The following is a 21,216-nucleotide window of genomic DNA, read 5'->3' on the forward strand; positions in this document are numbered from 1 at the left end:
GCGACTCGCGTGTCCCTTTAAAACATTCCTTAAACTATATATTATATATCCTCCCTCCCCCCCCGCCTCCCCGTCATTTTTTTTTTTTTTTTTTTGCGGGGGCGCCCCCCCCCCCCCCCCCCCCCCCCCAAAACTAAAAAATGAGCTCAAACAAATGCTACGATCAGGGCTAGGGTTGCAGTCGTTCCTTAAAATAATAAAGATAAAAACAAAATCCCTCCACTCTAAAACCGACATCGGAAACTGAAGCATTAAGAAAATTTAAATTTAATCCGTTAAAAAATTCCCAGTGTTTGAAGCGTGAGACAAATGTTGAAACAAAAGAAATGTTTGATTACGTCGAATCTTCGATTTCAAGACAAAAGAAAATATTTGATACAAAAATTACAATCAGCCAAATTACAAGAGCATGATATTTCTCATAATTCTCCCGAATTAGGAGTCCTTTTGACAAATTAAGGGGTTTTTCGAATATTTCCGCAGAACTTTTTTCGAACGAATTTTGCCCCGTAAAATTTAAAGGAAAAGTGTTATGCAGAGATTTTTTATTCAGAAATCATGTATGCTCGCCCTGACATTATTTGTCTTGGCCGGGTGTAAAAAAAATAATCCCAATCAGGCTTATCAGCAACAGGCACCGGAGCTTCCGGTAGAAAAAGTACAGCAGGGAAATGCGACTGTGGAAAACGAATATGCTGCTTCTGTGGAAGGAATTTCAAATGTTGAAATCAGACCGCAGGTAACGGGATATTTAACCAAAATTTTTGTCGATGAAGGTGATTTTGTAAGAGCGGGACAGCCACTTTTCAAAATTGAAGACCAGATTTTTCGTGAGCAGTTGAAGTCGGCTCAGGCAACGTTGATTTCTGCTCAGGCAAGTTTAGCAACGTCTAAAATTGATCTGGACAGAAAAAAAGAATTATTCAGAAACAAAATGGTTTCGGATATTCAGGTGAAAGAAGCTGAAGCGAATTACAACGCGGCGAGAGGTTCAGTAAGTCAGGCAACTTCATCGATTGAGTCAGCAAAAATCAATCTTAATTTTTCTACGATTAAAGCTCCGGTGAGTGGATATATCGGAAGATTCAATTACCGTTTGGGAAGCCTTCTGACGCCGTCCAATCAGGAAGCAATTACGTTATTGTCGGATATTCATCAGGTGTACACGTATTTCAGTTTAAGCGAAAATGATTTTAATAATTTTCAGAAACAGCATACGGGAAGCAGTATTGATGAGGTTTTAAAAAACACGCCACAGGTTTCTTTATTGCTTTCAGGTGGAGAAAAATACGCTGAAGTAGGAAAGGTAGATGCTGTTGAAGGCCAGTTTAATAAAACAACGGGTTCAATTACTTTAAGAGCAAAATTCAACAACCCGAACAATGTGTTGAGAAGCGGAAATACAGGAAAAATTGTGATGAAACAGGATTTTTCTAATGTTATTCTGTTGCCGATTGCTTCTACAAGAGTCATTCAGGATAAAACTTTTGTATTTACAATTAAAGATGGCAAAGCATTGATGCTTCCGATTGAAGTCAGTGGAAAAGCAGGAACAAATTTCATTGTTTCAAAAGGGTTGAAAGCCGGTGATCAGTACATCGTGACAGGTTTTGACAGATTACAGCCCGGAACCCCTGTCGTTGCTCAAAAGCAAAATTCTCAACCGAAAAAATCGTAAGAAAAAATCATGTTAAAGAAAATTATAAAAAGACCCGTACTGGCGACGGTTATCTCCGTATTGCTCGTTATTTTGGGTATTGTCGGTATGGTAAGTCTGCCGATTACGAAATTTCCGGATATCGCACCTCCCACTGTAATGGTGACTGCAGCGTATCCCGGAGCAAATGCCGAAACGATTGCAAGATCAGTGGCTCCACCATTAGAAAACGCGATCAATGGAGTGGAAAATATGGATTATATTACTTCGACAGCGAGTAATGATGGTTCATTATCAATTACTGTTATTTTTAAATTGGGGACAGACCCAGACCAGGCAGCGATTAACGTTCAGAACAGGGTGGCTCAGGTGACCAATCAGCTTCCTTCCGAGGTTGTGCAGGCGGGTATCACCACGGTGAAAAGACAGAACAGTATGATTGCGATGGTTTCATTGACGAGTAAAAACGGGACAATGGACGACCTTTTCCTCGAAAACTATGCTAAAATCAATATCGTTCCCGAACTGAAAAGGGTAAAAGGAGTCGGTGACGCAATGGTTTACGGAAATAAAGATTATTCGATGAGAGTCTGGCTTGATCCTAACAAACTGACGTCTTATAATCTGACTCCTGCAGATGTTTCAAGAGCGATTCAGTCGCAGAACTTAGAGGCTGCACCGGGAAGATTCGGGGAAAGAAGCAAGGAAGCAATGGAATATGTGCTTCGCTATAAAGGAAAATTTACAGAACCTCAGCAATACGAAAATATTACTATTAAAGCGTTAAGTGATGGTTCTGTTTTAAAACTGAAAGATGTTGCCAAAGTGGAATTCGGAGCGTACAGTTATACCGTTTCTTCGAATTACAATAAAAAACCATCCGTAACGATGGCGATTTTCCAGATGGCAGGTTCTAATGCCAATGAGGTACAGATTGCCCTTCAGGAAAGAATGAAAGAACTGGAAAAATCATTCCCTGAAGGAATGGCTTACGAAATTCCTTACGCGACAAAAGATGCTCTGGACCAATCGATAGAACAGGTGATTCATACGTTGATTGAAGCATTTATCCTCGTATTCATCGTGGTTTATATGTTTCTTCAGGATTTCCGTTCGACCCTGATTCCGGCGATTGCGGTTCCGGTTTCTATTGTGGGAACGTTCTTCTTTATGAATATTTTCGGGTTCTCAATTAATATATTAACGCTATTCGCCCTCGTACTGGCCATTGGTATTGTGGTGGATGACGCCATTGTCGTCGTGGAAGCGGTTCATGCTAAAATGGAACACAAAAAGCTGAACCCGAGAGCCGCAACCATGTCGGCGATGAGTGAGATTACGGGAGCAATTGTTTCAATTACGTTAATTATGTCTGCGGTATTCGTTCCGGTGGCATTTATGAGCGGGTCGACAGGATTATTTTATCAGCAGTTTGCATTAACATTAGCGATTGCGATTGTAATTTCTGCGATTAATGCCTTGACATTAAGTCCGGCTTTATGTGCTTTATTTTTAAAGCAGCATCACGGTGGATCTCATGAAAAAATGAATTTCAAAGACCGCTTTTTTGCCGGTTTTAATGCAAGTTTCAACAAATTGACCTTCCGTTACGGAAAAGCAGTATTGTTTTTATTAAAAAGAAAATGGATTGCAGGAGCTATTGTTTTGGTATTCGGTGGATTGTTCGTTTGGATGTCGATGACGACTCCTAAAGGATTTATTCCTGATGAAGACCAGAGTTTCATCATTGTAACAGCGAATCTTGCTCCGGGAGCTTCAAAAGACAGAACGTCAAAAGTAGTTTCTGATACCGAAGATATTTTAATGAAAAATCCCGCGGTAGATAAAGTGATTTCTGTAGACGGACTAAATCTTTTCAGTGGTTCGATGTCTTCTTCGGCAGCTTCTATTTTCGTTAAATTAAAAAAAGGTGGTGAAAGAGGGCAGGTGAATAATATCAATGATATTATCGGACAGGTTCAGGGAACATTATCTCAGGATAAACGAGCAAATTTTCTGGTTATCAATACGCCAACGGTTGATGGATTCGGAAATACGAGTGGAATGGAACTGGTTCTTCAGGACAGAACCAACGGCGAACTTCAGAATTTAGGAAATATCTCTTACGGAATGATGGGCGCTTTGATGCAAAGACCGGAAGTGGCGGTGGCATTTACAACTTTTGATGTTTCTTATCCTCAGTTTGAAGTAGTTGTTGATGAAGTAAAAGCAGCACAGTTAGGTGTAAGTGTTTCTGATGTGTTAAGTGTAATGCAGGGATATTACGGAAGCATCCAGTCTTCGGATTTTAACAGATTCGGAAAATATTACAGAGTATTGGTGCAGTCGACTCCGGAAACAAGGCAGGATAAAGAATCTTTAAACGGAATTTTTGTGAAAAACAGTTCGGGAGAAATGGTTCCTGTAAACACATTAGTGAGCTTAAAACAGGTGACTGGTGCAGAAGTGGTAGACCGTTTCAACTTATTTAATTCATCAAACCTGACGGTAATGGCAGCTCCGGGTTACAGTTCCGGACAGGCAATGGCAGCAATTGATGAAGTCAGCAAAAAAGTGCTGCCTCCTGGATATACCTATGATTATAAAGGTATGAGCCGTGAAGAAGCAGGATCAAGTTCGCAGTCGGTGATGATTTTCGGATTGTGTATCGTGTTTGTATTCTTCCTTTTATCAGCGCAGTATGAGAGTTATATTCTTCCTTTTGCGGTGTTAATCGCAATTCCGGTTGGTTTATCAGGAGTATTTGTAGGAATTACACTGGCGGAATTATCCAATAATATTTATGTGCAGATCGCTTTGGTGATGTTGATTGGTCTTTTGGCTAAAAACGGAATTCTTATCGTAGAATTTGCCATTCAGCGACGCAGAGCTGGAAAAAGTTTAATCGCTTCGGCAGTGGAGGGTGCAAAAGCCCGTCTTCGTCCGATTTTAATGACTTCTCTGGCATTTATTACCGGTTTGATTCCGTTGATTTTTGTGGTGGGACCTTCTGCGATGGGTAACCTTTCCATTGGATATGCCGCGATTTCAGGAATGCTGTTTGGGACGATTTTAGGAATTTTTGTAGTTCCGGTTCTGTTTGTGGTATTTCAGGCATTGCATGAGAAAATCAACGGTAGAGTAGTGACGGAAGCCGATTGGGAATATTAATTCAAATGATTTTTAAAAATGAATTCAATTAAAAATATAGCATATATCGCATTGATTTCGGGGACGGCCATTGCCTGTAAAGTTCAGAAATATGAACAGCCCGAAGTGAAAATGCCTGAAGCTTTCAGAAGCGACAGTATCGTAGCTGATCACAACGAAAATATTGCGAAAATCAGTTATAAAGACTTTTTCAAAGACCCTGTTTTGGTGGGTTTAATTGATAAAGCCATGGCTCAGAATAATGATTTGCAGGTTGCTTTAAAACAGATCGAATTTGCATCATTAGCTTATAATCAAAGCAAATGGGGAAATGTGCCGACCGTAAGTGCAACCATCGCCAATGCGAGTGTTAACCGACCTTCCGACAATAGTATGAACGGAATGATGGCGGGGCAGTTTATGGGAAGCCGATACATACAGGATTATACGACTTCCATCAATATTTCCTGGGAAGCGGATATTTGGGGTAAAATTAAAGGCAGAAAAGAACAGGCTTTAGCAGATTATCTTAAAACGCAGGAAGCGGCAAAAGCCGTAAAAACGCAATTGGTAGCGACGGTTGTTCAGGGATATTATAATTTGCTTATGCTCGATACGCAACTGGAAATTACCAAATCGAATCTGACGTATTCTGATAACACGCTGAAGTTTTTAACGAAACAACAGGAACTAGGTTTAACGACTGCTTTGGCGGTTCAGCAACAGGAAATTGTAAAAGACCAGATTTTAAAATCAATTCCGGCTATTGAAGGCTCGATTACGACTCAGGAAAATGCATTGAGTATTTTAACAGGTTCAATGCCTGATAAAATTGAGAGAAGTGCAAGTTTAAATAATGTTCAGTCACCCGACAATATTGCAACAGGAATTCCTTCCGAATTGCTGAGTTACAGACCCGATATTAAAAGTGCTGAACTGGATGTACGAAGAAGTATTTCTTCCGTAAATGTAGCCAGAGCGAATATGTATCCATCTTTTAACATCACGGCTCAGGGTGGTTTGAACGCTTTTAAAGCAAGCAACTGGTTTAATATTCCGGGGTCACTTTTCGGTTCTGTGTTGGGAACATTGGCGCAACCTATTTTAAACGGAAAACAACTGAAAACGCAGTACGAGCAGTCAAAAATTGTTTCGGAACAGGCTGAAATTAATTTTAAACAATCAGTTTTAAAAGCTGTGGGTGAAGTTTCTGATGCTTTAGTTCAGATTCAAAAATTGGAAGAACAGCAGAAAATTGCGGAAGGTTTAGTGAGAAAGTCAAATGAGGCAGTTCATAAAGCGGATGTTTTATTTAAATATAATTCAGCGACTTATGTTGAGGTGATTTTGGCTCAAACCAATAAGCTACAGACCGAGCTGGATCTTGCTTCTCTGAAAGCACAAAGATTAAACGCCATAACAACCCTTTACCGCTCTGTTGGCGGCGGATGGCAATAAAGTAAAATCAAACCTGTTACGTCTAATGGTGTAACAGGTTTTTAACCCAAACTATTATGGAGAATACAAACATTAAAGATGGCATTATTCTTATTCCGGATTTCAGCGGGTTTACGGAATTTGTATTCAATACAAAACTTTATACAGGAGAATATATTGTAAGACAACTACTTTCTACACTCATTGATATGAATGAGCACTATTTTGAAATTTCAGAAATTGAAGGCGATGCCATTTTATTTTACCGGTATGATGAGCAGCCTTCCTATCAAAAGATTTCAAAGATGCTGAGGAAGATGCAGAATGCCTTTACCCGCAAGATTGAAGAATTAAGTACATCATTAAGTACAACGATCGATTTATCATTAAAATTTATCGTTCATTACGGAAAATTTTCGCAATATAATATCGGAAGTTTCAAAAAACTGTACGGAAAAACCATTGTGGAAGCCCACCAAATGCTGAAGAACGGCTTGGCGGAACATCCATCGTATGTTTTATTCAGCAATTCGTTTCTGGAAAGTAGTCAGAATGAAGAAGATGATTTTAATGACGAGAAAAAACACCATCCCGAAGTAGGTATGATTCATTATTTTGAGCACTAAACAATCTCTATTATATTTTTAATCCTTGTAATTTTGCTATTGCAGGCGCCCGAAATTCTTCGGGCGCTTTTTTCTTTGCAACCTTTTACAAAATAATTGCATCTCTATATTTAATACGACACTTTTTGTCGCTAAGCAATAATACCTTTGTTATTCAATAATAGAAATCAGTATGTTATGATTAAAAAAATAATAAATCTCTTTGTAGAGAAGATAAAAATTTTTAGTTTTGTAACCATAAATAACACAATAAAACACAAAGATGAATAAAATTACCTCAGAAATGATGCATTTTCTATATGCATAAACATCAATCAACAAAATCAGTAAAAAACAAATAATTAATAAATAAACTAATGGGATGAAAAAACTCTATTTATGCGCATTTTTAATGTGCACGACTGCTGTATTGTATGCTCAGGAAGTCGTTTGGCAGAAAGATATCAAATCCAATACTCAGGATTTTCTAAGCCAGGTAACGACTACCATTGATGGACAATACTTAATCACTGGAAGCAGTATTCAAAGCAGTAAGCTTCAGGCAGGAGGCAGTAAACAGAATAACGGCTACGATTTTCATTTGGTCAAACTTAACCAACAGGGTGATGAAGTCTGGGAAAAATATTTTTCAGGACAAAATCATGATTTCCTGTCAGCTACTGTAAATACTCAGGAAGGAGGATTTTTAGTAGCGGGAACTTCATATTCCGGAAAAGGTCTTGACAAAAAAGAGGATTCAAAAGGAGGATCAGATTTTTGGTTAATCCAAATCAATGAGTTCGGTGATGAACTGTGGCAAAAGACCATCGGAACGAATGCGGATGAAGAAGCAAGATCAGTAATTCAGACGACAGATTTAGGCTTTTTTGTGGCAGGAAACGTTCAGAACTCAGCCAAAGGATATGGTTCCAAGGATGTTTTGGTGGTAAGACTTGATAAAAACGGGAAAGAATTATCCCAGTTAATTTTAGGCGGAAAAGGTCTGGATGAAGTGGAAAAAATGATTCCTACCAGAGATGGGGGAGCACTGTTAGGGATGTATTCCAGAAGTGGGAAAGTGTCAGGGAGCAGGAAGCTGGAGGCTGGAAGTATTTCCAAACAAACGGAAAATTACGGGGAAGGCGATTACTGGATTGTAAAGCTTGATAAAGACGGCAAAGTACAGTGGGAAAAGAACTTCGGGGGGAAAGGAGATGATCATTTAAGAACATTGGCATTGACTTCCACCGGTTATTTAATTGGTGGAGAATCAAGATCTGAAAAATCAGGTAATAAATCTGTAGGAATAGAGGAAGGTACGGATCTGTGGTTGATTTCTTTGGATGAAAAAGGCGAAGAGCTCTGGCAGAAGTCATACAATTTTAAAAACAGGGATGTTTTAATGGGAATGAGTGTTTTACACAGTTCAGATGATAAATCTTCGAAAGGAATCTTGCTGGGTGGCTATACTCAGGCAGAAGGAAGAATAGAGAATGAAGATGAGACTTTTTGGATGCTTTATGTAAACGAAAGAGGTAATGAGCAGTGGCGAAAGTATGTGAAAGGTGAGTCGAGAAAGAAAGAAGAAAGATTATCTGATATTAAATTGAACAAAGATGGTTCGATTATTCTTGCCGGAACGAGTGCCGAAGAACTAGGAAAAGAAAACTGGAAGATTGTAAAATTAGGTGACAAACAAATTGATCAGCTGATTGAAAAACAGGATATCAAAATTTATCCGAATCCTGTTTCAGATTATGCGTATGTAGAAATCGGATATGATTTTAAGGAAGCTGAAATCATGATGTATGATATGGGAGGAAGACAGATCCAGAATCTGAAAACTAGGAATAAGGTAACAAAGATCAATACTCAGTCTTTGATTCAGGGAGCTTATCTGGTGACCATCAAAACGGATACAAATAAAACGGCGAATGCTAAATTGATTAAGAAATAATAGAATTATGAAGAAGATATTTTTACTATTAATGAGTGTTTTTATACACGATCTTTATTACGGACAAACCTTTAGTTATAATACTGGGGTTTCTCAGCCGGTTCCTAGCATATCATCATTGGGAACTTATACCAATGTACCTGTTTCCGTACAAACAGGTATTCCCAATATTTCTTATCCTTTGGTCAATGTTCCAACTAATAACAGTGCAATAAATATTAGCTTAGCTTTAAATTATCATGCTGCAAACGTAACAGAAGACCAATGGTCCGGAGATCTGGGAGCCGGATGGTCATTATTGGGACAAGGTGTTATCTCACGAGACAATTTGAATGACCCTGATGAGCATTTTGATAATGCCTCTGCAGTGGTTTATATTAAAAATGAATTTGATGATATTTATAATTATAGTATCCCCGGAGAATCCGGAAAATTTAAATTTATTAGAAATACAACGGATAATACCTTTGAGCTGATTAAGATGAGTCCAACGACATCAAAAATAGAATATCAAAGAAATAATAATCAGGCTACATTAATTTTAGATTCTTTTACTATTACTAATGATAAAGGTATTAAATATAAATTTGAAACGTATAATATTTCTAATACTACCGTTTGGAAATGGGGATACCCTTGGCTTAATTCAGTTTATAGTCCTTGGAAATACAGAAGTGCTTTTTTCTTAAACTCTATTCTTGATGAAAATAATCAGGAATTAGCCAAATTTATATACAGTAAAGATATTGTGTATGCCATAGGTACCGGCAATCAGATTATAGAGTCAGAATCCAATAAGCTCAGCCAAATTGAAATTAAAGACAGAGGGATTATTAACCTTCAATACGAGGAAAAGCCTTATACTCCAAAATATGATAAATATAGACTTAGAAGCGTGAGCTTAATGACTGCAGGAAATCAATTTGTATCCAAATATACTTTTGAAGGCAACGGACCGCTGGAAGCATTCAATAAAGTGGATATAAACGGAAATATTCTGGAGAAAACAAAATTTGGATATAGTGCAATTCCAATAGCTGCGGGCTTTGCTCCACCGGTTCCGGATGGAGTTGGGATAAAAAATATTTATGGTGCTGCGGTACTTCATACCGTACAAATGCCTACTGGAGGTACTATTCAGTACGATTTCGATTTTGTTCCCTTTTTCCAATATGAAATTGGTACTGTAATTCCTGCGGCCACAGAAGATTTAGGAAATGTAAATTTTAGTAAGTTTAACAATTCTACTAAACAATTTTTCTTCAACATTACCGAAGAAAAAAAGATCACTATTAGTGCACCTGTAGGAAGTTTAGCCGGATATTTATGGAATCTTGTATTTTATAAAAAGGTAGGAAGTACCTATCAGGCAACCCCATATAGTTTGGGTAACGTTTATTCTACAGACCCTGATAATTTCCCAGAGCAAACTACCATAACCTTTACTCCGGGAGAGTATTATGCGACTTTAAGTAGTACAACGGCAGGAACATTTGTAGAGCCTATCTATTTTTTAGCTGCTGAAGTAATTGGTGAATCCACTACTATACAGGAACTTAGATCTTATCAAAGGGCATTCCCCAGAATAAAGAAAATCAGTTATTATAACGAACCCCGCGATAATATTTCTTGGACAACTATTCCAATGAAAATTGAAGAATATGATTATCAGAAATTTGATGACCCAAGTATATCCAGCAGATACTTTGAAAGTGGTGGATTTGCAGACGATGGTGCGGCTCCAGCCAACCCCGTAATCATTTATAAAAATGTTAAGGTTTCCGGGGATACAAAAGGATATACTAAATATTATTTCAAAGGAACTGATGCTTATATAGGAAATACAGATACTCCTCTTCCTATATACTATATTCCTAACTACAATCTAACACGCGACGGTCTTTTAGAGAAAAAAGAGCTCTATAATGCTTCCAATCAGAAATTATCAGAAGACCTGTTTGACTATACGATGGAGGATTATCCTTCTGCTGAATACCCTATTGTTAATAATGGAATCACAGGAACCCCTTACACAAAAACAGCATGGATCAAAAATGAGGCTGTAATTTCGCGAAACTACTTTGATTCAGGAGTAACGGAAACAAAAACAGAGATATTCAGAAATACAAATAATTACAGAACCCATCTGCAAAGATCAACAGCTTTTGACGGTAGCATTCAGGAAACCTCTTACTGGTATCCTTTAGATAAAAATAATCAAAAGTTGATCAGTGTTAATATGTTTGGAATTCCCTTAGAAACTACCACCGTTATTAAAAAAGATGCTGCAGATGCAGGAAAAATAATGGCAAGATCAGAGACAAAATATGATAACCCAGCCAACAAGCTTCCTTCATCAGCTCTTGCTTATGATTCGCAGAATATTCTGGCCTCTGAAGTAACGTTCAATCAGTATGACAGTAAAGGAAACCTTGAACAGTACACCACAAAAGACGGGATTCCTGTTTCTGTAGTCTGGGGCTATAGCAATACCCAGCCTATTGCCAAAATAGAAGGAGCAACCTACAGCCAGATTTCATCTTATATCTCAGATATGGTCACCAGGTCGAATGCAGATGTAGACAATACTTCAGAACAGGCCTTACAGAGTGCCCTGGATCTTTTCAGGAATAAATCTGAACTTGCCAATTTCCAGATCACCACCTATGTCTACGATCCGCTGATCGGGATGAAGAGCATGACCCCGCCTTCCGGAATCCGCGAAATCTATCAATACGACAGCGCCGGAAGACTGGATAAGATCACCGATGAAAACGGAAATGTTTTAAAGAAATATAAATACAACTACAAACAGTAAACATAGTTATGAATGATGAGTTATAAATGATGTTACCAACATCCAACTCATAGCTCATTACTTATAACTCAATAAAGCTTATGAAAACAAAAATAATACTATACCTATCCCTGTTTGTAGCAGCCGTATTCAATGCGCAGACCAACTCGGAAAACTATATACAAAGTACCACCTGCCTAGATTCTACATGCATCAGAAAGGTAGAGACCATCCAGTATTTTGATTATTTGGGAAGGCCCAAATAGGTCATCGGAATCAAAGCGACTCCTTCAGGAAAAGACCTGGTCACTCCCATCGTGTATGATGAGCACGGAAGACAGACCAGAGACTACCTTCCTGTTCCGCAAACTTCGACAACGAATGGGCAGATTTATTCCCAAACTTCAGGACTGAATCCTTATCCCGTTGCCGATGCCACCAACTTCTATACCGGAGAAAAAATCTTCACCGAAAAGGTACTGGAAAGCTCTCCCCTCGAAAGACTGCTCCAGCAGAAATCCGTTGGAAGCGCATGGTCAGATAAGCCTGTGGTATTCGCTTACGATCTCAATACCGCTTCTGACCATGTTAAAAAATACCATGTTTCCAGCACCTGGGATTCTGCACAGAAACTTTACATCAACCAATTTCAGGCTGTTCCCGAAGAATACCGTACAGGATCACTGATTAAAAATACGGTTAAAGACGAAGACGGCAATGCTACGATCGAATTCAAAGACGGTTCGGGACAGACCGTGTTGGTAAGAAAAGTGGTGAGTACTTCTCAGAATACCGATACTTATTATGTATACAATGAGTATAAGCAACTGGCGTACGTTCTTCCTCCTTTGGCCTCTACCTTAGCTTCAATCTCAGCTTCAACCTTAAATGATCTTTGTTACCAGTACCAATACGACAGCAAAAACAGGCTTGCCGAGAAAAAACTTCCCGGAAAAGACTGGGAATATATGGTGTACGACAAGCAGGACCGAATGGTACTCACCCAAGATGCCAATTTAAGATCTACAGCCAATAATTTTCTAAAAAGAGGCTGGATCTTCACCAAATATGATCATTTTGGAAGAGTATTATATACCGGTTTTTTTGCCAATACAGCAGACAGAGCTACCATGCAAAATTCTCTTAACAGCATGTCTGTCAACCCGGGAAATAATGAAAGCAGGGATAATACCAATCCTATCGTACAGAACGGAGAAAATATTTACTATACCAAAAATGCTTTTCCTACGGGAAGCATGACGATCCTGACCGTTAATTATTATGATACCTATCCTAGCCTTCCTTCTGAGGTGGTTATCCCAACCCAGATTATGGGACAGAAAGTTCTGAAGCAGTTCGGGCACAGCACTACCGGAAAAAACACCAAAGACCTGCCCATGGCTTCTTATGTAAAAAATATAGAAGATGACAGCTGGACCAAAACTTTTGTATACTTTGATGTAAAAGGAAGATCCATTGGCGCCCTTTCCCTGAACCATCTCGGTGGATACACGAAAACAGAAAGCGAACTGGATTTTGCAGGAGTCACCAGACAAACCAAAACCTACCACAAAAGACTGGCGACAGATCCCGAAAAAATCATCACCCAGACTTTTGAGTATGACAGCCAAAACAGGATGATGAAGCACTGGCATCAGATCAACGGGCAGCCTCAGGAGCTTCTGACGGAGAATACATACAACGAGCTCTCGCAGCTGACCAATAAAAAAGTGGGCAACAATCTTCAGAGCATTGACTATGCCTACAACATCCGCGGCTGGATGACCAGAATCAATGATCCGGCAGCTCTGAACGGAAAACTTTTTGGCTATGAAATGAAGTACCAGAACGGAACGGACGGAAAGTACAACGGAAATATCTCCCAGATCGACTGGAGAACCTCCCAGGATGATATCCTGAAAAGATATTCGTACCAGTATGATCCGCTGAACCGACTCAAAAAGGCTACCTATTCTGAGCCCAACTCTTCTGTTCCCGGGAATGATTTCTTTAACGAAACTATTGATTATGACCTGAATGGAAACATCAAATCCCTGCAGAGAAACAGCAAAGGAGCCACAGGAATTAAAGAACAGATCGATAATCTTACTTACCAGTACACCGGAAACCGCCTGGCTACTGTAAACGATACCTCTACCAACTACAGAGGATATCCCGATATATCCGGAAATACCATTGCCTACGATGACAACGGTAATATGAAGGAGCATAAGGATAAAGGGATTTTAGAAATCAGATATAATTTCCTTGATCTCCCAACAGCGATGAAGTTTGACCAATTATATTTTACCAGAGGTGTATGGCAGAATGTAAATACCGCATTTACCTACAGAGCAGATGGCACAAAGCTGAAGAAAGTATACAAATACAGTGAAGACTCGGTCTACAAACAAAAAATAACGGAATATCTGGACGGTTTTCAGTATGAAATAGTGTCTACAAATTCTGATCCTCTGATCAAGTTTGTTCCTACCTCGGAAGGGTATTATAATTTTGAGAATAATAAGTATATTTACAGCTATGTTGACCATCTGGGAAATGTGCGTGTAAGCTACTTTAACAATGGAAACGGCGCAGAAGTTCTTGAAGAAAACAACTATTATCCTTTTGGGTTAAAGCATGAAGGCTACAATATTTTAGCCGGAAATCCTGCGTATAAGTATCAGTATAACGGTAAAGAATTGCAACAGGAAACGGGCTGGAACGATTATGGAGCCAGAATGTACATGCCGGAATTGGGAAGATGGGGCGTGATGGATGCATTATCTGAAAAGTATAATAGCTATAGTCCGTTTAATTATGCCATCAACAATCCTGTGATGATCATTGATCCAGATGGAAATGATGCCAAAACTTATACAGGTCAGGATGCTATTGATGCTTTTATACAATTAAGGGATAATATGCCATCAAAGCGAAGCTCAATTTCAACTTCTCTTTTAAGCGGTAATGAGAGTCCTTTTTCGCATATTGATTTTACGAAATTTGGGATTGATGGTCCTGGACCTAAATATACAGCTCAACATTATGCCCTTATTCAAGGTTTATCTACTTTTGCAAATAAATTATTTGGCACTCCATTTACTTTGGATAAATTAACAGAAGATGATAAACAAAATATATTTAAACAGAGTGCAAAAAAGACAACAGCTATATTAATGTATGAATATGCTTCAGGTACAGGTCCTGAAAATAGAAACTTCTATCCTGGAGATGCTTTAACAGAAGATATAAAATGGTCCAATTCTTCAGCAAGAGCGACTACTATGTTTGCAAATGATTACAGGGAAGGAAAAGTAAAAGAAGGGCAAGTACAAAGATATTATATAGGATCAAGTCCTGATAAAATTGGCATAAGTGGAAGCATAGATGCCCATTTAAAAGGATTGGCTGACCAGTCTATTTGGCGGGGAGGCATGATATATGATATGCAAAAAAGAGGTAATAAATTATATGTGAAAGTTTTTGATCAGTATACTGTTTCTTCCGGTATATCTAGAAATGATAAAGACTCATTTAAAAGAAGTAATAAAATTACCCCATTAGGAACAACAACAATTAACATTCACTTTAATTATAAATGGATAAATTCAAAATAAAGATTATGAATACAAAAAGATATTTATCAATAATATTAATCAGCTTAATATGTATTTCATGCAATAAAATATTTTCAGAAAATGCAGAAAGTTTTATGTTTCAACTTAAGGATGATGTATATTTAGATAAACCAACGCAATCAATATTATATGCGTATAAAACAAATGAAAATAGTTATAAACTAGGAAGAGTAATAGTTGATCATATTGATAGCGTTTACATAAATAAGGATAAAAGTGAAATTTACATCATTAATGATAAAAATGAGTGCATCTGGGTAAAACCTGATTTCAATATTGAAAGGTTAAATGAAAAACCAAATGTAAAATTTACTAGTATTTATAGTTGGTAGTTTATTATTATATTTTTAATGTTTTGATAATAAAAGGATAAAAAGAAATGTGATAATTATAGGGGCATTTTTTATTATGAACCGCAATAGCCTGAAATGAAATTAGTTACAAAAATATTTGAATTAAAATCTGAAAAATCTAAATATTATATAATCGCAGGAGGAGTATTAATAGGTAAAAATAAATGGATTAATCAAGATAGAATTTTCAATTATGACTCTAATCTTGAACATGATAAAATATTATTTCAAAGTAATTCATAACTGGGTAATGTACCAAACATGTTGGTTTCCTTTATGAAAGGGGGGTCAACAATTACAAACGCAATAAATTTATAGAAAAACGGATAACCATTTTTGATTATCCGTTTTATTTTTGCCCTTAAATAATGATTATCTTTACTCGATGGGCAAGGGAAAAATCCGTTTTCGCATGTGGATTTTACGAAATTTGGAGCAGGGAATCTTGATGGAGAACCAGATAAACTAGCAAAATTGGTGATAAAGTACTTGAAAATAAAACAACATTTTTTGGCCGATTATGGGCTGCTCTTGAACCTAGAGAATGGATCGATTCAGACGGAATACATTATAATGTAGATGCAAATGGAAAAGTTACAGGAATAAGACCCTATATGGGAGACCTGCCTCTTGGACCTGGTGGAGTATTTAAAGGTCCTGGCTTTTTAAAGAAATTACCATCCATAGATGCAACGAAAAAAGTACATGGTGCCTTACCTAGAATCATCGATTTAGCTAGGTTTTCTAAAGATGAATTAAAAATATTACTTCAAGAACTTAAAATAAGTGCACAACAAAGAATAAAAGTTGGGACGTGATCTCACTCATGGAGAAAGACAAGGCGCTGAACAAAATTTAATAAAATATCTCGAAAAATACTTAAAATAAATATGAAATCGACAAATGAAATTGCTGAAATACTATTAGAGGAGCTACAGGATAAGATTAATAAGATTAATTTAAAAGACACAATATATTATAATGAGTTTTTGGGTGACACTTCTTTTTTATTAGCAGGCTTATTATATTCATTAATTAAAGAAGATTCAAATATTGATAATACAATTTGGATAGATGATAGTTTGATTACTAAAGTTAATCGATTTGATAATATAATATTAATTGAGGGAATTATGATTTGGGGGAAAGATAATACTACTGAACAATGGGTAGACCCTTTTAAATTTAATATGAATTTTAATAATAATTTTATTGATTTTACATTTTTATTCAAAGATTTAGATTTAAATGAAATATCTTATGAAAGTTTTAGAAATAATCGTAATTATTTTTCTGATGAAATTGAAAACTGGAAGTATAGATTTAATTATAAAGACGAGCTAAATCACAGAAATAATGAATAGTAATATTAAAATAGAAGAAGTAGGAGATATTAATTCGGATTATCCATATTTAGAAGTTTTTTTTAAAAAAGATTTGAACCCGTTTTTAGAAGTATCTATTGATGATAAACAATTATCATTTAAAATTTACAACCTTGGAAAAGATATTCGATTAACCAATGAAGACTGGGAATACATTCATAAAACTACTAATGATTTTTTACCACGGGCTCTAAAAAATGAGGATGATTATCTTAATTGGTTATAATGCAATTGATACTTTTATACTCTAAGTTGAGAAAATTTTAAAGAATTAGGGTGTTTATTTTTTTAATACCCTAATTTTATTTGAAAAAAGTTTTGCAAAAACGGCGCAGAAGTTCTTACAGAAAACAATTATTATCCTTTTGGGTTAAAGCATGAAGGCTACAATATTTTAGCCGGAAATCCTGTGTATAAGTATCAGTATAACGGTAAAGAATTGCAACAGGAAACAGGCTGGAACGATTATGGAGCCAGAATGTACATGCCGGATCTGGGAAGATGGGGTGTCATGGATCCTATGGCAGAAGCCTTAAGAAGGCATACTCCTTATAATTACGGGGTTAATAATCCCGTATCTTTTATAGATCCCGATGGAAGATTATTCCAATCTTTTATGGATGGATTATCCGGATTAGGAAGCGGTACCTATACTAATAACGGGAGTGGTTTTGATGATGGAACAGGCAACGGAATAGGTTATAGTGGAGAACGGTTTGGTGGCAAAGCTTCTGCTCCAAATACGGCATTGGGACCAAGACCTAGTTGGTGGGAACGTAACACCAGCTGGTTGACAAGCCTATTTAGTAACAGAGAAAAAGGTGCAGGGGCTACGACTATTTTACCGGGAGCTACAGTTTCGAGAACTGGGAAACTAGAGATAGGTCCTGTTAAAGAAGAAAGAATTGATACTTGGTTTATAATAAGTACTATTTTATTTGGAAATGCTGACCCTTACTCAGCGATTGGTAATGTGGGTGTAGGTCCTTATGCTGAAGAAAGAGAAACAGTAGGTGCTGTTGCTATGATTTTTGTTAATCCTGAAGCTGCTGCTGAAGGATTAGAAAGAAAGGCTCTTTCAAAAGTAGCAATGTCGAAGATTTGGGGAGGAAATGGAGTTAATACAATTATTGAAACGATTCCTTCTTCTTTAAAACAGTTAAATATGTGCAAAGATTTTGCTTCAAGTTTAGTTGAAAAAATGATGGCAAAGGGTATAAAAGGAGAAATGGTTGTTTTAAAGTCAGATACAGGATTTATTTGGTCTGAAAGATTAGGGAAAACCATTTCTACAAACGGAGATCATGTTGGTGTAAAAGTAGGAAATATAGTATATGATAATATGTTCCCTAAAGGTTTGCCATATAATCAATGGGCAAGCGATTTAGGAGTGGGATTCCCTGGGATGCGCGCACCTATAATAAAACCTTTTTAAATTTTAAATTATTATGAGCATAGAAGAATTATTACTTAAAATAGAAAAAAGACCTCAAATGTATTTTCGTGAAAAGGATGTATATTTTTTGGAAACATTTTTAGGAGGATTTTTTGCAAGTGAATATCTTAAAGATAAAGACTTTAAAGATGACTTTAGATCAAGTTTTTATGAATGGTTGCAAAGAAAATTTAATCTAGAAAATAATTTGACTTGGGCTGATTTTATAGAAATAATAAGTAAGACTGAAAATTTGAATTCTGTGGATGTTTTCTTTAGAGAATATCATTTATTTAAAAAAGAGAAATCAATAAACAATTGATCAGAACATTTCTTTCATGGCTTCAATAAAATAAATTACTACTTTTAGTATTAGCTTTGATATAAAATTTATACTACTTATTAGGTAAAGAAATTGAGCTATAATTTTATTAAGCCAAGACAGAAAGAATAAAGCATTTTAATGAAGGGAATAATGAAAGATTTTACACAAAAGCTACAAAAAATTTTCTCGAATACAGGAGATTCTGAACTGAAAAAATACTCATACAGTAATAATAAGATTAGTCTGGAAGCAGAGCTTTTTGAAGGGGATATTTTGAATATTGAATTTGAAACTGAGGTTTTATACTGTAAAAATATCGAACAAAGAAGCCCTTTCACTATAGGATATTTTGACTGTATAAAACTCTCTGATGTTGTAAATGTAGAGAATAATCATTATACTTTTTCAGGAGGATTTATCGAAATAATGAAAGCACAAAAAAGTAAACTAAATTTAGTATTTGGATTAAGTATTAAAGATAATACACATCTTATAACTTTTTCAAACAGTGCTATTCTTCTTGCTTTTGTAGTGAACGAGAAAAATAGTTTTAAATGTGAAATTACATAATTATTTATGTTTTTTTAAGTCTGCTTTTTGTTAACAAAATCAAATTATGATAACATATAGAGACATTGAAATAAGTTTAATTAATGGCTTTATAGAAACAGGAGGATTATATTCTTTTATAACTAAAGAAATTAGAGTCACTATTGGCAAAAATCAACCTGAAAACTATATAGAGGTCATTAAATACATTATAGATTATGTTGTAGATAGCAAGCCAGTTATCTCAGAAAATCAGAATATTGGTTATTATTCATGGCTTTTACAGTTTAGATTAAATGAAGATAACTGTTATGATCTTTATGAAGCAAACTCTGACGGCAGTGGTTTTAATCAAGGTTGTGATACAGCAATTTCGGTTGTCAGAGAGCAAGGGGAAATATGTTGGCAGCAAAATCTGATTCCTCTTTTTCCAAACTTCAATCAGTCAGTTGTTATATCAGATGGTGTTTACGAAGGAAAAGATATAGAAGGAATTAGATATGATTCACCTCAGGATGAAACTGGATGGTACCTTATCACAGATGATTATAATGATGATATTAAGTCTTTAAAAATGGTACATTTTTATCATGTTGTTTTTGCCCGTCCTGATATTTTGAAATATCTGGCTCTGCCATTTGGATATAGGTTTTTAATGCACCATGACAATGTGAAAATTTGTAAAGATGACGTTTAATAAATTTGAACTTCCCAAAGATTATATTTCTTTTATGAAAGGTTTAGAAGATAAAGAGCTATCTTCTAATAACGGTTATATTGAATTATTTCCCTTAAATGAATTGGATGAAATTAATACAGAGTATGAAATTGAAAAATTACTTCCAAACTTTATAACCATAGGGACAAATGGTGGAGGGACTGGAATATTTTTTAACAAAGAGAATAAGAAAATTTATTCAATACCATTTGTGGGTATGGAAGAAACTGATGCTATTTTGCTTGCAAATTCATTTTCCGAGTTTATATATAAATTTGAAAACGAAGACTTAGAGATAATCTAAATTATGTATAGAATTTTAGAACCAGAAGTAGCTGGTGGACTAGGAGAAGAAACCGAAATGGATAATTCATTTTTTCCTCCAGTAGTAAAAAAACTCCATTATGAGTTTGATGGATGGATGGATGGATGGATGGATGGATGGATGGATGGATGGATGGATGGATGGATGGATGGATGGATGGATGGATGGATGGATGGGAGATGATATTCTTGAATCTTTTCCATGTTATATAGTTACTGAAAGATTACGAAATGATATAGAAAAGCAACATCTTACAGGAATTAGTTTTGAAGAGGTTATAACTTCAAAATCAGAAACATTTGAAGAACTTTATCCCAGTAAAGAACTTCCTACTTTTTTATGGGCTAAAGTAAGTGGAGAACCACATAAAAGTGATTTTTTTTATCACGAAGGATAATACTTTAGCAGTTTCCGAAGAAGCATATAAAGTATTGATAAGTTTTAATCTCACTGAAGCTGACATAGAAGATCTATTATGAAACTTTTAGAATTAGTAAGGATTGGGTGATATCTTCTTTAAGAAACAAAATTTACTACTTCTTTATTGCTTTAAGAATTTACAAACAATTAGGATGTTAAAACAACACCCTAATTTTATTTGAAAAAAGTTTTGCAAAAACGGCGCAGAAGTTCTTGAAGAAAACAATTACTATCCTTTTGGTTTAAAGCATGGAGCTCATAACGGCTTAGCCGGAAACACTGCTTATAAATACCAGTACAATGGCAAAGAACTTCAGGAAGAAACGGGTTGGAATGATTATGGAGAAAGGCTGTATATGCCTGAAATTGCAAGATGGGGCGTTATAGACCCCTTAGCTGAAGCTACCAGAAGAATGTCTCCTTATATCTATGGAAACAATAACCCTATTTTATTCATAGATC

General features: G+C 36.2%; 18 protein-coding genes and 2 pseudogenes. All 20 read left to right on the top strand.

The window, feature by feature from the left end; translation table 11 throughout:
* The first annotated feature begins 532 nt into the window (after positions 1 to 532).
* Positions 533 to 1,678: an efflux RND transporter periplasmic adaptor subunit gene (locus tag M2373_RS21735; protein ID WP_259113481.1), complete on the top strand. Its 1,146-nt coding sequence runs from the start codon at positions 533 to 535 to the stop codon at positions 1,676 to 1,678.
* Between the two features lie 9 nt (positions 1,679 to 1,687).
* Positions 1,688 to 4,828, top strand: coding sequence for an efflux RND transporter permease subunit (locus tag M2373_RS21740; protein ID WP_259113483.1), 3,141 nt, complete (start codon positions 1,688 to 1,690; stop codon positions 4,826 to 4,828).
* Positions 4,829 to 4,846: 18 nt separating this feature from the next.
* Positions 4,847 to 6,265, top strand: coding sequence for an efflux transporter outer membrane subunit (locus M2373_RS21745; protein ID WP_259113485.1), 1,419 nt, complete (start codon positions 4,847 to 4,849; stop codon positions 6,263 to 6,265).
* 56 nt (positions 6,266 to 6,321) lie between these two features.
* Positions 6,322 to 6,870, top strand: coding sequence for a DUF2652 domain-containing protein (locus M2373_RS21750; RefSeq protein ID WP_259113487.1), 549 nt, complete (start codon positions 6,322 to 6,324; stop codon positions 6,868 to 6,870).
* Positions 6,871 to 7,231: 361 nt separating this feature from the next.
* Complete coding sequence (locus M2373_RS21755; protein ID WP_259113488.1) at positions 7,232 to 8,806, top strand: T9SS type A sorting domain-containing protein; 1,575 nt, start codon at positions 7,232 to 7,234, stop codon at positions 8,804 to 8,806.
* Positions 8,807 to 8,813: 7 nt separating this feature from the next.
* The gene (locus tag M2373_RS21760) at positions 8,814 to 11,624 is read left to right on the top strand and encodes a hypothetical protein (protein WP_259113490.1); all 2,811 of its coding nucleotides are present in this window, start codon (positions 8,814 to 8,816) and stop codon (positions 11,622 to 11,624) included.
* A gap of 254 nt (positions 11,625 to 11,878) precedes the next feature.
* A complete protein-coding gene (locus tag M2373_RS21765) occupies positions 11,879 to 15,223 on the top strand; it encodes an RHS repeat-associated core domain-containing protein (protein ID WP_259113544.1) in 3,345 nt (1,114 codons plus the stop codon).
* A gap of 5 nt (positions 15,224 to 15,228) precedes the next feature.
* A complete protein-coding gene (locus M2373_RS21770) occupies positions 15,229 to 15,576 on the top strand; it encodes a hypothetical protein (RefSeq protein WP_259113491.1) in 348 nt (115 codons plus the stop codon).
* Between the two features lie 96 nt (positions 15,577 to 15,672).
* Complete coding sequence (locus M2373_RS21775; protein WP_259113493.1) at positions 15,673 to 15,840, top strand: hypothetical protein; 168 nt, start codon at positions 15,673 to 15,675, stop codon at positions 15,838 to 15,840.
* Positions 15,841 to 16,211: 371 nt separating this feature from the next.
* Entirely contained in the window at positions 16,212 to 16,415 is a 204-nt protein-coding gene (locus M2373_RS21780; RefSeq protein WP_259113495.1) for a hypothetical protein, read from the top strand.
* A gap of 72 nt (positions 16,416 to 16,487) precedes the next feature.
* Entirely contained in the window at positions 16,488 to 16,961 is a 474-nt protein-coding gene (locus M2373_RS21785) for a hypothetical protein (RefSeq protein WP_259113497.1), read from the top strand.
* On the top strand, positions 16,954 to 17,208 hold the full coding sequence (locus tag M2373_RS21790) for a hypothetical protein (RefSeq protein ID WP_259113499.1): 255 nt from the start codon (positions 16,954 to 16,956) through the stop codon (positions 17,206 to 17,208). Before M2373_RS21785 ends, M2373_RS21790 begins: the two co-directional genes overlap by 8 nt.
* Positions 17,209 to 17,349: 141 nt before the next feature.
* Positions 17,350 to 17,568 (top strand): annotated as a pseudogene (locus M2373_RS21795) (RHS repeat domain-containing protein); the annotation flags it as partial.
* A gap of 579 nt (positions 17,569 to 18,147) precedes the next feature.
* Entirely contained in the window at positions 18,148 to 18,417 is a 270-nt protein-coding gene (locus M2373_RS21800; protein ID WP_409013223.1) for a papain fold toxin domain-containing protein, read from the top strand.
* A 13-nt stretch (positions 18,418 to 18,430) separates the two neighbouring features.
* The gene (locus M2373_RS21805) at positions 18,431 to 18,739 is read left to right on the top strand and encodes a hypothetical protein (RefSeq protein ID WP_259113500.1); all 309 of its coding nucleotides are present in this window, start codon (positions 18,431 to 18,433) and stop codon (positions 18,737 to 18,739) included.
* A gap of 153 nt (positions 18,740 to 18,892) precedes the next feature.
* Positions 18,893 to 19,312 (top strand): hypothetical protein, encoded by a 420-nt coding sequence (locus tag M2373_RS21810; RefSeq protein WP_259113501.1) that lies wholly within the window; start codon positions 18,893 to 18,895, stop codon positions 19,310 to 19,312.
* 46 nt (positions 19,313 to 19,358) lie between these two features.
* On the top strand, positions 19,359 to 19,988 hold the full coding sequence (locus M2373_RS21815; RefSeq protein WP_259113503.1) for a hypothetical protein: 630 nt from the start codon (positions 19,359 to 19,361) through the stop codon (positions 19,986 to 19,988).
* Positions 19,978 to 20,313 carry an SMI1/KNR4 family protein gene (locus tag M2373_RS21820; protein ID WP_259113505.1) on the top strand — a complete coding sequence of 112 codons (336 nt, stop codon included), beginning with the start codon at positions 19,978 to 19,980 and terminating at the stop codon, positions 20,311 to 20,313. Before M2373_RS21815 ends, M2373_RS21820 begins: the two co-directional genes overlap by 11 nt.
* Before the next feature lie 100 nt (positions 20,314 to 20,413).
* Positions 20,414 to 20,731, top strand: coding sequence for a hypothetical protein (locus tag M2373_RS21825; protein WP_259113507.1), 318 nt, complete (start codon positions 20,414 to 20,416; stop codon positions 20,729 to 20,731).
* A 262-nt stretch (positions 20,732 to 20,993) separates the two neighbouring features.
* Positions 20,994 to 21,215 (top strand): annotated as a pseudogene (locus tag M2373_RS21830) (RHS repeat-associated core domain-containing protein); the annotation flags it as partial.
* Position 21,216: the final 1 nt, after the last annotated feature.

The sequence above is a fragment of the Chryseobacterium sp. JUb7 genome (assembly GCF_024806495.1).
Classification (GTDB): domain Bacteria; phylum Bacteroidota; class Bacteroidia; order Flavobacteriales; family Weeksellaceae; genus Chryseobacterium.